Genomic DNA, 12,270 nt, shown 5'->3' with positions numbered 1-12,270 from the left:
CCTGGCGCCTCGTGAGTGGTAATGACGGTTCTAACCGTCATTACCACTCACGAGCCGAGTGTGTCCGGATCCGGTCCCAGTCGCTTCCCCTGCTCCAGGGTCGCGATCGCGGCGCCGTCGTGCGCGTCGAGCGCGAAGTCGAAGACGTCCATGTTCTCCTCGATCCGTTCCGGCGTGACGGACTTCGGGATCACCAGATGGTTCATCTCGATATGCCAGCGCAGCACGACCTGCGCCGGGGTCTTGCCGTGTTTTCCCGCGATCGTGGTGATCTTCTCGTCGGCGAGCAGATCCCCGCCGCGGGCCAGCGGGCCCCAGGCCTCGGTGACGATCTCGTGCTTCTCGTGGAAGTCGCGCAGCAGCGGCTGCTGCAGCCACGGATGGCACTCGATCTGGTTCACCGCCGGGACGGTCCCGGTCTCCTCGATCAACCGCTCCAGATGCGGGATCTGGAAGTTCGACACGCCGATCGCCTTCGCGCGGCCGTCGGAGGCGATCTTTTCCAGCGCCCGCCACGTTTCCACGTACTTGTCCAGCGACGGCAGCGGCCAGTGGATCAGGTACAGGTCGACGTAGTCCAGGCCGAGTTCGCTCAGGCTGGTGTCGAAGGCGCGCAACGCCGAGTCGTAGCCGTGCTCGGTGTTCCACAGTTTCGTGGTGACGAACAGCTCCTCGCGGGGTAGTCCGCTGGTGCGGACGGCCTCACCGACGCCCCGCTCGTTGGCGTACAGGGTCGCCGTGTCGATGGCGCGGTAGCCCGCCTCGATGGCGGTGCGGACCACGCCGGCGACCTCGTCGTCGCCGATCTTGTACACCCCGAACCCGAGCTGGGGCAGGGACGTTCCGTTGTTCAGCCTGATGCTGGGGACCATCCTTGAACCGTAACCCCGGCGGCGGGTCAGGGCAGAGCGGGCAGGTGGACGGTCACCGAAAGACCGCCGCCTACAACGGGTTCCGCGGACACCGTGCCGCCGTGGGCCTGGACGGCGGCGCGCACGATCGAGAGTCCCAGCCCCGCCCCGGTGCGGGCGGTCCTGGCGACGCCGGCGCGGCGGAACGGTTCGAACAGTTCGGGGACCGCGGCCGGGTCGAGCAGGCCGCCGGACGACCGCACCCGGAGCACCGACCATTGTGGACCGGCCTGGGTGACGACGTCGAGCCAGCCGCCCTCGACGTTGTGCCGCACCGCGTTCTCCAGCAGATTGCCCGCGATCCGTTCCAGCAGCGCGGGATCACCGAACGTCGGCGCCCCCGGTGTCGCGAATTCGGTGCGGATACCGCGTTTCTCGGCTTCGGCCCGCACCGCCCGCCACGCGCTCGCCACGATCACCGCGAGGTCGACCGGTTCCCTGGCCACCAGTCCCGCACCGTCCGTGCGCGCGAGCAGCAGCAGCGAGCCGACCAGCCGCTCGGCCCGTTCGGTCGCGTCGCGGACCACCCCGGCCATCCGCCGCAGTTCGGCTTCGTCGGCGTACTCGTCGGCCAGGGTGACGTCGAGTTCGGTGCGGATGACCGCGAGCGGCGTCCGCAGTTCGTGGCTGGCGTTCGCGACGAAATGCCGCTGCGCGTCGAACGCGGCCTGCAGGCGGTCGAGCATGTCGTCGAAGGTCTCGGCCAGTTCGGCGAGTTCGTCCTTGGTGCGGACCTCGCCGATCCGCTCCCCCATCGACTCGATCGACAGCCGTCGGGCCGTACCGGTGATCTCGCGCAGCGGCTGCAGGACCCGCGCGGTGAACGTCCACGCGAGGATCCCCGCCGCCAGCACGACGAAACAGAACGCGACCGCGCCGAACAGCAGCACCCGGTTCCGCGAGTACACCCGCAGATGCTCGGTGACGGCGGAGGCGTCGACGTCGATGCCGTCCACCCGCACCGTGGTCCCCGGCGGCAGTTGCGGAACGGCGGAAACCGCGTCGCCGACCAGGTTCCAGGTCAGCCAGAGCAACAGGAGGCTGACCAGTGCCACCAGCCCGGTCGCGAGGAGTGTGACCCGCGCGCGCAGGCTGCGGGCACCGGAGGGGATCACCCGCGTGCGGTCCCTTGCTCCGGCACCCGGTACCCGGAGCCGACGACGGTCTCGATGATGCCCGGCTCGCCGAGTTTCTTCCGCAACGTCATCACGGTGACGCGGACGGTGGTGGTGAACGGATCGGCGTTCTCGTCCCACACGCGCTCGAGCAGTTCCTCGCTGCTGACCACCGAACCGGCGGCCGACAGCAGCACCTCCAGGACGCCGAACTCCTTGCGGGTGAGCTCCACCGGACCGCTCGCGCGGCGTACGGTCCGCTTCGCCGGATCGAGTTCGACGTCGCCGGAGGTCAGCAGCGGCGGCGCGGCCGGGGTGGCGCGACGGCCCAGTGCCCGCACGCGCGCGACGAGTTCGGGGAACGCGAACGGTTTGGCGAGATAGTCGTCGGCGCCGAGGGAAAGCCCGTCCACGCGGTCCGACACGGAACTGCTCGCGGTGAGCATGAGCACGCGGGTCAGCTCGCCGGACGCGACGATCTCGCGGCACAGGTCGTCACCGGACATGCCGGGCAGGTCGCGGTCGAGCAGCACGACGTCGTACCGGGTGACGGCGGCCTTCTCGTGCCCGTCGTCACCGGTGAGCGCGATGTCCACCGCCATCCCCTCGCGCCGCAGGCCGCGTGCGATCGCGTCGGCGAGGGGTTCTTCGTCTTCGACTACCAGAATTCGCACGACCCTACGTTGCCACAGATTCCTGAGAGTGACCTGATTGGACTCGTGAGTGGTGATGACGGTCAGAACCGTCTTTACCACTCACGAGGCCCAGCGCAAAGCGAACCACAGCCGCATCCGGATCTCCGGATCCGCCAGATCCGCGCCCAGCGCCCGTTCGATCTGCCCGATGCGGTGCCGGACGCTGTTGCGGTGCACGCCTAGTTCGGCGGCCGTCCGGTCCCAGCCGCCGTGGTGCGCCAGCCAGGTCCGCAAGGTCTCGACCAGTTCGCGGTCGCCCTTCGTGTCCAGTTCGCGCAGCGGCGCCAGCACCTGTGCGGCGAACCCGGCCGCCGCCTCCGGCGTGATCAGCGCGTCCAGCCCGAGTCCGGCCGCCTCCGCCACCACCGGCCGTTCCAGCGCGGCGGCCCGCTTCAGCAGCAACTCCACCTCGGTGGCCGCCTCGGGGAGGCGATCGGGCGGGACGGGGGAAGCCACCACGGCGAGCCAGCCGTCGGCGCGCAGCCGGTCGAGATCCCCGATCTCGGGCGCCTCACGGACGATCGCGTCGAACCTCGGCCCCGGCCGCAGCCGCACGAACGGGGTGTCGAGCCGGGCGCGCAGCCAGTCGTAGCGGGCCGCGACCTCGTCCGGCCCGCGGCGGTAGGCGATCCCCGCGACCAGCCGGCGTTCCTCCCCGCCGATCGCGTCGGTCTCGCCCAGCAGCAACGCGGTGGCGGCGGCCCCCGGTCCGGCCGCGTCCGAACCCGCGCGGCCGACCAGTCCGAGCAGGGCCGCGCCGACCGACAGGATCGACCGGTCCGCGCCGTCGAACCGGCCGGGGCGGCCGACCACGACCAGATGCGAGGCCGTCGCCTGCGGATACACCGGCTGCGCGACGACGTGCGTGCCGTCGGGCAGCTCCGTCGTCGCGCTGCGGATCCCCCGTCCGGCCCGCAGTGTGGCGAGCAGCTCGCCGACCTCGGCGGGCAGCGGCGACGGCGTGCCGTGGTCGGCCGCGAGGACGTCGCCGGCGCCGACCAGCGCCACCCACGCCCGCAGCCGCCCGCCCAGCGTGCTCGCCAATTCGCCGAGCCCGGCACCGGCCGCCCTGGTCAGCGCCTCGCGCGCGACCGCGATCCGCCGTTGTTCCCGCTTCCCGGCCTCGGCCAGCGCGACCGAAACCGCCCGGCTGATGGCGAGGAACGGCGTCCGCGGCGGGACGATCAGCAGCGGGAGGCGGTACCGCGCGCACGCCGTCCGCAACGGCGGCGGCAACGTCTCGTAGGTGCCGGGGGTGAGCCCGAACCCCAGCGCGGAGATCCCGCTGTCGGCCAGCCGCCGGACATAGCGGTCGATCTCGCGCGGCTCCACCGGCAGGTTCACCCCGGCGGTGAGCAGCAGTTCCGCGCCGAGGAGGTACGGCGCAGGATCCCGCAGCTCGCTGACGTGGGCCCAGCGCACCGGGGCGTCGAGCGCGCCCGGCCGCAGCGTCTCCACGACCGGGTCGAGTGCCAGTTCCGGGTTGCCGACCACGGCCCGTAACGGGACATTCACATCCGAACCGAGTGGATCGTGGGCTTGGGTCATTTCGTCCTCACCTGAGCGCAACTTTGGACGGATCATCCCATGTCGTTCACCGGGCGAACGAACCTACGGTGACCCGGACGAAGCGAACAGCCCAAGGCAAGGAGGACACCGTGGCCGGTGACTACGCGGTGATCGCGCTCTACATAGCGGGCATGATCGGGGTCGGCTGGTTCGGTCTGCGGCTCGCCAAGACCAAATCCGACTACCTGGTCGCGGGCCGCCGCCTCGGCTGGTTCATGTACTCGGGCACGATGTCCGCGGTCGTCCTCGGCGGCGCCTCGACGGTCGGCGGGGTGAAGCTCGGCTACACCTACGGCATCTCCGGCGCCTGGCTCGTGATCGCGATCGGCGTCGGCATCCTGGTCCTGCACACGCTGTTCGCGCGGCGGCTGGTGAAACTGCGCGTCTACACCGTCGGCGAGATGCTCGACCTGCGCTACGGCGGTTCCACCAGCACGATCTCCGGCGTGGTCATGTGGGCGTACACGCTGATGCTGACGGTCACTTCGACGCTGGCGTTCGCCACCATCTTCAAGGTCCTCTTCAACGTCCCGAGCTGGGCGGGCATCGCCATCGGCGGGTCGATCGTGGTGCTCTACTCGGTGCTCGGCGGCATGTGGTCGATCACGCTGACCGACATCGTCCAGTTCGTCATCAAGACCATCGGCATCCTGCTGATCCTGCTGCCGGTCTCGATCGTCTCGGCGGGCGGTTTCGACGGGATGGCCGCACGGCTGGACGAGAGCTATTTCGAACTGACCGCCATCGGCGGCGACACGATCTTCACCTACTTCCTCATCTACAGCTTCGGCCTCCTCATCGGCCAGGACATCTGGCAGCGCGTGTTCACCGCCCGCACGCCGGGCATCGCCACCGGCGGCGGCGTCATCTCCGGCGTCTACTGCCTGGTCTACGGCCTAGCCGGCGCGCTCATCGGCACCGCGGCGAAGACGCTATACCCGAACCTCGCCAGCGCGCAGGACGCGTTCGCGACCATCGTCGAGCAGCAACTGCCCGCCGGGATCCGCGGCCTGGTGCTCGCGGCCGCGCTGTCGGCGATGATGTCGACCGCCAGCGGCGCGCTCATCGCCTGCTCCACGGTCAGCACCTCGGATCTGCTTTCCAAGCTGGGCCTCAAGAAAGCCGCCTCCGAGGTCGGCAGGAACCGGCTCACCACCCTGATCCTCGGCGTGGTCGCGATCGGCATCGCCATGGTCGTCGACGACGTGGTCAACGCGCTGACCATCGCCTACGACATCCTCGTCGGCGGGCTGCTGGTGGCGATCATCGGCGGGCTGGCCTGGAAGCGCGGTACCCGGCAGGGCGCGCTCGCGTCGATGGTCGTCGGCACGGTGGTGGTCGTGGCGTTCATGTTCATCGACGGTGTCGAGGCCAACAGCCCGATCTACTGGGGCCTCGGCTCCAGCCTGGCGGTGTACCTGCTGGTCAGCTTCCTGACACCGCGCACCTCGGACGAGATCCTCGCCGTGTGGACCCGCCGCCTGAACGGCAGCGCGGTCGCCGAAGAAGAAGAGGCGGAACTCGATGAGGCTAAGGCGACGAAGGTCCCTTGATCTTTTGAGGTCGCGCGTTTTGGCCGACAGGCCCCGCTATCACGATGGCAGGGCGCCCTACTACCCGACAACCACCTGACCGCGAAAGTCGCGCCCTGGTAGCGCGATAGCGGTCGCGCGATAGGAGACACAGTGGCTGTGCAGAACCCGATCGGACCCGTCGACTCCGCGAAGGTGCCCCGGTTCGCCGGTTTCGCGACCTTCGCGAGACTGCCGAGGATCGATCAGGTCGAGCGTGCGGACGTCGCCGTCGTCGGGGTGCCGTTCGACGCCGGCGTGTCCTACCGCCCCGGCGCGCGGTTCGGCCCGGCCGCGCTGCGTGAGGCGAGCCGCCTGCTGCGCCCGTACCACCCGGAACTCGACATCTCCCCGTTCGCGGAAACACAGGTGGTCGACGCCGGTGACATCGCGCTCAACCCGTTCAACATCGGGGAGGCGATCGAGACCCTGCAGGACGAGGCCGAGGCGCTGACCGCGGACGGCACGCGGCTGGTGACCATCGGCGGCGACCACACGATCGCGTTGCCGCTGCTGCGGGCGGCGGCGAAGAAGCACGGACCGGTGGCACTCCTGCACTTCGACGCGCACCTCGACACCTGGGACACCTACTTCGGTGAGCCGTACACCCACGGCACCCCGTTCCGGCGGGCGTCCGAGGAAGGCCTCCTCGACACCGAAGCGCTGTCCCACGTCGGCACGCGCGGCCCGCTGTACGGCAAGCGGGATCTGGAAGAGGACCGCCGCCTCGGCTTCGGCATCGTCACCTCCGGCGACGTCCTGCGCCGCGGGGTCGCCGAGACCGTCGACGCGCTGCGCCAGCGCATCGGCGGCCGCCCGCTCTACATCTCCGTCGACATCGACGTGCTCGACCCCGCGCACGCCCCGGGCACCGGCACCCCCGAAGCGGGCGGCATGACCAGCCGCGAGCTGCTGGAGATCCTGCGCGGCCTGCGGGACTGCAACCTCATCGGAGCCGACGTGGTGGAGCTGGCCCCGGCTTACGATCACGCGGAGATCACCGCCATCGCGGCCTCCCACGTCGCCTACGACCTGGTGAGCCTGCTCAGCTTGGGGAAGGGCGAATGACCGACGCACAACGGATAGGCGGCGACGTCGTCGTCGAAACCCTCCGCGCGCTCGGCGCGGACACCGTGTTCGGCCTGCCGGGCCAGCACGCGCTCGGCTTGTTCGAAGCATTGCGGCGCGCGGAAAACGTCCGGGTGATCAGCTCGCGGGTGGAGAACAACCTGGCGTTCGCGGCCGACGGGCACGCCCGTGCCCGGCTCGCGGCGGATCCCGACGGCCCGGTCCCGGTGACCCCGATGATCGTGTCGACCGGCCCCGGTGCGCTGCTGACTTTGGCTTCCCTGCAGGAATCCCGGGCGGCGTCGGTGCCGGTGCTCGGGATCTCCAGTCAGATCCCGGTCGCCGGGCTCGGCGGCGGACGGCACGGGTATCTGCACGAACTGCCCGATCAGCAGGCCAGTTTCCGCGATGTGGTGAAGTCGGTGCACGTGGTGCGGACCGTCAGCCAGATCCCGACGGCGCTGCGCGAGGCGTGGGAATCGGCGTCGACGGCGCCGTACGGCCCGGTGTGGGTCGAAATCCCGCAGGACGTCCTGCTGGAGCCGACGGAGCTGCCCCGGATCACCTCGGTGACGGCACGGCCCGCGCCGCTCGCACCGCTGCCCGAGCTGCTCACCGAGGCCGCGAATCTCCTGGGAGCCGCGAAGAAACCGGTGATCCTCGCCGGCGGTGGCGCGCTGCGTTCGGGTTCCCACGCCGAACTGAAGGCGCTCGCCGAGGCGCTGCGCGCGCCGGTGCTGTCGACCTTCGGCGGCAAGGGCGTCTTCGGCTGGGAGCACGAACTGTCCGGGCAGTCGTGGCTCGAAGACTGGCACAGCACGGAATTCCTGGCGGACGCCGACGTCCTGCTGGTGCTGGGGTCGGGGCTGGGCGAACTGTCCAGCAACTACCGCGAGTTCGCCCCGCGCGGACGGCTGATCCAGGTCGAGGCCGACCTCGGGAAGCTGGAGTCGAACTACCCGGCGCTGGGCATCCACGCCGACGTCCGCCTTGTCCTGCAAGGACTTCTGGAGCAGGTGCCGTTCCGCCGCGCCGACGGTGCGGCCGAGACCGCGGTGGCCGCGTTGCTGGACAAGGTGCGCGAACGGCTCGACGGCCAGCCGCTCGAAGCCGAGCGCAAGCTCATCGACGACATCCGCGCGGCGGTCCCCGAGGGCACGCAGACGTTCTGGGACATGACGATCGCGGCCTACTGGGCCTGGTCGGCCTGGAACCCCGATGGCGCGCCGATCCACACCGCGCAGGGGGCGGGAGGGCTCGGTTACGGTCTGCCCGGGGCGCTCGGCGGCGCGGCCGCGACCGGCAAGCCGGTACTGGCGGTGTCCGGCGACGGTGGCGCGATGTACGGCATCGCCGAACTCGCCACCGCGGTCCAGCACGGGCTGGACGTCACGTGGCTCGTCGTCGACGACGGCGGGTACGGGATCCTGCGCGAATACCTGACCGGGGCCTTCGGGCAGTCCACCGCCACCGAACTCGCGCGACCCGATTTCGAGGCGCTGGCGCGCTCTTTCGGCGTCCCGGCCACGGTGTCCTCTTTGGACACTATCGGCAAGGACCTCGCCAGTGCACTGGGCACTCCCGGCCCGTCGGTGGTCGTCCTCCCCGCTTTGCTGAAGATGTTCGAGCCGACCCACCTGGAGAAGAAATGACTCAGGTCCTGAACTTCGTCGACGGCACCGAGGTACCGGTGTCGGGCACGCGGACGCTCGACCTGGTGGATCCCGCCACCGGCGACGTCTTCGGCACCAGCGTGCTGTCCGAGCAGTCCGATGTGGACACCGCGCTGGCAGCCGCGGAACGGGCGTTCGCGGTCTGGCGCAAGAGTACGCCCGCCCAGCGTCAGCTGGCGCTGCTGAAGATCGCGGACGCGGTGGAGGCCCGCGCGGAGGAGTTCGCCGACCTCGAGATCCGGGAGACCGGCAAGATCCGGTCCGTTGTACTGGACGAGGAGATCCCGGAGTGCGTCAGCGCGCTGCGGTTCTTCGCCGGCGCGGCCCGGCAGCTCGACGGCACCGCGGCCGGGGAGTACCTGCCGGGGCACACCTCGGTGATCCGCCGCGAGCCGGTCGGCGTCTGCGCGCAGATCGCGCCGTGGAACTACCCGCTGATGATGGGCGTCTGGAAGATCGCCCCGGCGCTGGCCGCGGGGAACACGGTCGTCCTCAAACCCGCGGAGACCACCCCGTCGACGGCCGTGCTGCTGGCGAAGGTCGCCGCGGAGTTCCTGCCGCGGGGCGCGTTCAACGTCCTGTGCGGCGACCGCGACACCGGCCGCGCGCTGGTGCGGCATCCGATCACCGAGCTGGTGTCGATCACCGGGTCGACGCGGGCGGGGATCGACGTCGCCACTGTCGCGGCGGCCGATCTCAAGCGCACGCACCTGGAACTCGGCGGGAACGCGCCGCTGCTGGTCTTCGGTGACGTGGACCTGGCCGAGACGGCGGAAGGCATCGTCGGCGCGGCGTTCTACAACGCCGGGCAGGACTGCACCGCGGGCAGCCGGGTGCTGGTGGACGCGGCGATCCACGACGAATTCGTCGCGGAACTGACCAAGGCGGCCGCCGCCCAGGCTCCCGGCCGGGACTTCGGCCCGCTCAACAGCGAGGCGCAGTTCGGCCGGGTCCGCGGACTCGTCGAGCGGCTGCCGTCGCACGCTCGCGTGGAGACCGGCGGCAACCCCGCCGGTGACCGCGGTTTCTTCTTCTCCCCCACCGTGATCTCGGGTCTGAAGCAGGACGACGAGATCGTGCGGGAGGAGATCTTCGGCCCGGTGATCACCGTCCAGTCCTTTGTGGACGAGGACGAAGCGGTGAAGCTGGCCAACGGCGTCCCCTACGGGCTGGCGTCGTCGATCTGGACCAACGACCTCGGACGCGCGACCCGCGTCTCGGGCGAACTCGACTTCGGCTGCGTCTGGGTCAACACCCACGGGCCGCTGGTCGCCGAAATGCCCCATGGCGGCTTCGGGCACTCCGGCCACGGGAAGGACCTCTCGTCCTACTCCTTCGCCGAGTACACGCGCGTGAAGCACGTCATGACCCGCTTCGCCTGACCGGGTTTCGTACTTGGAGGTCCCCATGGGTGACAAGGTCACCGAAGTCGAGCAGCACGGTATCGCGCCGATCCCGCCGGAGGAGCAGACGTCGCGGCCCCGAGACCTGTTCCGGATGGCGTTCGGCGGCGCGAACACCTTCGCCACCATCATCCTCGGCACGCTCCCGATCGCCTTCGGCCTGAGCTTCTGGTCGGCGGTGACGGCCACTGTCGCCGGGGTGGTCGTCGGCGCGCTGGTGCTCTCGCCGATGTCGTTGTTCGGCCCGCTCACCCGGACCAACAACGCCGTCTCCTCCGGCGCGCATTTCGGCGTCGTCGGCCGTTGTGTCGGCTCCTTCCTCTCCCTGCTGACCGCGATCACCTTCTTCGCCATCTCGGTCTGGGTCAGCGGTGACGCCGTCGCCGGTGCGGCACAGCGGCTCTTCGGCTTCGACGGCGGCGAGGTGCTCCGCGGCGTCGCATACGGCGTCATCGCGATCGCGACGCTGGTCGTGTGCATCTACGGCTACCGGTTCATGCTGCTGGTGAACCGGGTCGCCGTCGTACTGGGCACGGCGATCATGCTGCTCGGGATCGTCGCCTACGGCGGCACGTTCGACCCCGGGTTCGCCGGCACCGGCGCCTACGCGCTCGGTGAGTTCTGGCCGACGTGGATCCTGGCCGCGCTCACCACGATGGCGAACCCGATCTCGTTCGGCGCCTTCCTCGGGGACTGGACTCGCTACATCCCCGCACGCCACAGCCGCCGTTCCCTGCTGGCCGCGCCGTTCCTGGCGCAGGTGGCGACGTTGCTGCCGTTCGGCTTCGGCATCGCCACCGCGACCCTGGTGGCCGACCCCGGCGACTACATCACCGGCCTGACCGCGATTTCCCCGCTCTGGTACGCGATCCCGCTGATCGTGGTCGCGCTCATCGGCGGGCTCTCGACCGGAACGACCTCGCTCTACGGGACGGGGCTGGACTTCAGTTCGATCTTCGTGAAGCTGAGTCGCGTCCAGGCGACACTGCTGATCGGCTCGCTCAGCGTCGTGTTCATCTTCGTCGGCAATTTCGTGCTGGACATGGTCTCCAGCATCAACGCCTTCGCCACGCTGATCGTGCTGTGCACGTCGCCGTGGATGGTGATCATGATGATCGGCTTCGTGCTGCGGCGCGGGTTCTACGACCCGGACGACCTCCAGGTGTTCAACCAGGGCCGCAAGGGCGGCCGCTACTGGTTCACCCGTGGCGTGAACTGGCGTGCGATGGCCGCGTGGATCCCGGCGACGACATTGGGCCTGCTGACCGCCAACACCCCGATGATCGCCGGGCCGTTCAAGGACATCGCGGGCGGCGTCGACGTCAGCATGGTCATCACGCTGTGCACGGCGGCCGTCGCGTATCCCTTGCTCGTGAAGCTCTTCCCCGAACCGCGTGAGGTCTACTCGTACGCGGAGCCCGTCGCGGAACCGGCCGTCGCGGTCTAGGCGAACCGGCGCAGCGCGCCGAGGAACAGCGCGTCGAAGGCGCGGTCCGGGAGCACCCGGCGCACGAACAGGATCGGCTTGGCCCCCAAGCCCGCCGCGTAGCGGGTCTTCGGGCGCCGGGCCCGGACCGCCTTCACGATGACGTCGGCGATCACCTGGGGCTTGGAGCCGCGAGCGGCCTGCTCGAAGAACTTCGCCAGGGCCTTCGCCTGTGCCCCGTAGGCGGTGTCGCCCGAGGTCTTCATCAGGTTCTCGACGGCGATGCCGCCCCATTCGGTCTTGATGGCGCCGGGTTCGATCACCACGACGTCGATACCGAACGGCTTGAGTTCCAGCCGCAGCGAATCACTCAAGCCTTCGACGGCGAACTTCGTCGAGTGGTACCAGCCGCCGAGCGGTTCGTAGATCTTGCCGCCGATCGACGAGACGTTGACGATCGTGCCGGAGCCCTGTGCGCGCATATGCGGCGTGGTGAGCTGGACCAGCCGCGCGAGCCCGAAGAGATTGACCTCGAACTGGTACTTCCCCTCCGAGAGCGGCACGTCTTCGAAGGCACCATACGAGCCGTAGCCCGCGTTGTTGACCAGGACGTCGATGCGGCCGGTCTCCTCGATGATCCGCTCGATCCCCGTGACCATCGACGCGTCGTCGGTGACGTCCATCTTGAGAACCTTGACGCCCCGCTCGGCGAGCCCGCTCATGCGCTCGACCCGCCTCGCGGCGCCGTAGACCGTGTAGCCCGCGTCCCGTAGTGCGAGCGCGGTGGCTTCGCCGATTCCCGCGGAAGCGCCCGTGACCAGTGCGACCTTCATGTCCGT

10 protein-coding genes are annotated in these 12,270 nt (G+C 69.9%); 5 read left to right on the top strand and 5 right to left on the bottom strand.

Going from position 1 to position 12,270, the window contains the following annotated elements:
• Nucleotides 1–47: 47 nt before the first annotated feature.
• From SD37_RS14145 to SD37_RS14130, 4 genes are all read right to left on the bottom strand, one after another.
• On the bottom strand, nucleotides 48–872 hold the full coding sequence (locus SD37_RS14145; protein ID WP_044850482.1) for an aldo/keto reductase: 825 nt from the start codon (nucleotides 870–872) through the stop codon (nucleotides 48–50).
• A 26-nt stretch (nucleotides 873–898) separates the two neighbouring features.
• Nucleotides 899–2,026, bottom strand: coding sequence for a sensor histidine kinase (locus tag SD37_RS14140; RefSeq protein ID WP_044850483.1), 1,128 nt, complete (start codon nucleotides 2,024–2,026; stop codon nucleotides 899–901).
• Nucleotides 2,023–2,700, bottom strand: coding sequence for a response regulator transcription factor (locus SD37_RS14135; protein WP_044850484.1), 678 nt, complete (start codon nucleotides 2,698–2,700; stop codon nucleotides 2,023–2,025). Before SD37_RS14135 ends, SD37_RS14140 begins: the two co-directional genes overlap by 4 nt.
• Nucleotides 2,701–2,781: 81 nt before the next feature.
• Nucleotides 2,782–4,269: a PucR family transcriptional regulator gene (locus tag SD37_RS14130; RefSeq protein WP_174567835.1), complete on the bottom strand. Its 1,488-nt coding sequence runs from the start codon at nucleotides 4,267–4,269 to the stop codon at nucleotides 2,782–2,784.
• A gap of 110 nt (nucleotides 4,270–4,379) precedes the next feature.
• Between SD37_RS14130 and SD37_RS14125 the strand changes: the two genes are divergently transcribed.
• From SD37_RS14125 to SD37_RS14105, 5 genes are all read left to right on the top strand, one after another.
• The gene (locus SD37_RS14125) at nucleotides 4,380–5,843 is read left to right on the top strand and encodes a sodium:solute symporter family protein (RefSeq protein ID WP_044850485.1); all 1,464 of its coding nucleotides are present in this window, start codon (nucleotides 4,380–4,382) and stop codon (nucleotides 5,841–5,843) included.
• Between the two features lie 132 nt (nucleotides 5,844–5,975).
• Nucleotides 5,976–6,929: an agmatinase gene (speB, locus tag SD37_RS14120; protein ID WP_044850486.1), complete on the top strand. Its 954-nt coding sequence runs from the start codon at nucleotides 5,976–5,978 to the stop codon at nucleotides 6,927–6,929.
• A complete protein-coding gene (locus SD37_RS14115; protein ID WP_044850487.1) occupies nucleotides 6,926–8,581 on the top strand; it encodes a thiamine pyrophosphate-binding protein in 1,656 nt (551 codons plus the stop codon). Before speB ends, SD37_RS14115 begins: the two co-directional genes overlap by 4 nt.
• Nucleotides 8,578–9,984 (top strand): aminobutyraldehyde dehydrogenase, encoded by a 1,407-nt coding sequence (locus SD37_RS14110; RefSeq protein ID WP_065912831.1) that lies wholly within the window; start codon nucleotides 8,578–8,580, stop codon nucleotides 9,982–9,984. The genes SD37_RS14115 and SD37_RS14110 overlap by 4 nt, the downstream gene beginning before the upstream one ends.
• 25 nt (nucleotides 9,985–10,009) lie before the next feature.
• Nucleotides 10,010–11,452, top strand: a complete 1,443-nt coding sequence (locus SD37_RS14105; RefSeq protein ID WP_044850489.1) for a purine-cytosine permease family protein — start codon at nucleotides 10,010–10,012, stop codon at nucleotides 11,450–11,452.
• Here the strand turns inward: SD37_RS14105 and SD37_RS14100 are convergent.
• On the bottom strand, nucleotides 11,449–12,264 hold the full coding sequence (locus SD37_RS14100) for an oxidoreductase (RefSeq protein ID WP_044850490.1): 816 nt from the start codon (nucleotides 12,262–12,264) through the stop codon (nucleotides 11,449–11,451). The two genes, SD37_RS14105 and SD37_RS14100, sit on opposite strands and share 4 nt — an antisense overlap.
• Nucleotides 12,265–12,270 lie beyond the last annotated feature (6 nt).

The organism is Amycolatopsis orientalis (genome assembly GCF_000943515.2).
Taxonomy (GTDB): Bacteria; Actinomycetota; Actinomycetes; order Mycobacteriales; family Pseudonocardiaceae; genus Amycolatopsis; species Amycolatopsis orientalis.
Note: the sequence above shows the minus strand (reverse complement) of the source record. Positions and strands in the feature narration are given on the sequence as shown.

What these genes read in the sequence shown, in the direction of transcription:
- SD37_RS14110 (WP_065912831.1), top strand. Translation starts at nt 8,578, where the DNA reads ATGACTCAGGTCCTGAACTTCGTCGACGGCACCGAGGTACCGGTGTCG.
- SD37_RS14100 (WP_044850490.1), bottom strand. Translation starts at nt 12,264, where the DNA reads ATGAAGGTCGCACTGGTCACGGGCGCTTCCGCGGGAATCGGCGAAGCC.
- SD37_RS14115 (WP_044850487.1), top strand. Translation starts at nt 6,926, where the DNA reads ATGACCGACGCACAACGGATAGGCGGCGACGTCGTCGTCGAAACCCTC.
- SD37_RS14145 (WP_044850482.1), bottom strand. Translation starts at nt 872, where the DNA reads ATGGTCCCCAGCATCAGGCTGAACAACGGAACGTCCCTGCCCCAGCTC.
- SD37_RS14105 (WP_044850489.1), top strand. Translation starts at nt 10,010, where the DNA reads ATGGGTGACAAGGTCACCGAAGTCGAGCAGCACGGTATCGCGCCGATC.
- SD37_RS14130 (WP_174567835.1), bottom strand. Translation starts at nt 4,269, where the DNA reads ATGACCCAAGCCCACGATCCACTCGGTTCGGATGTGAATGTCCCGTTA.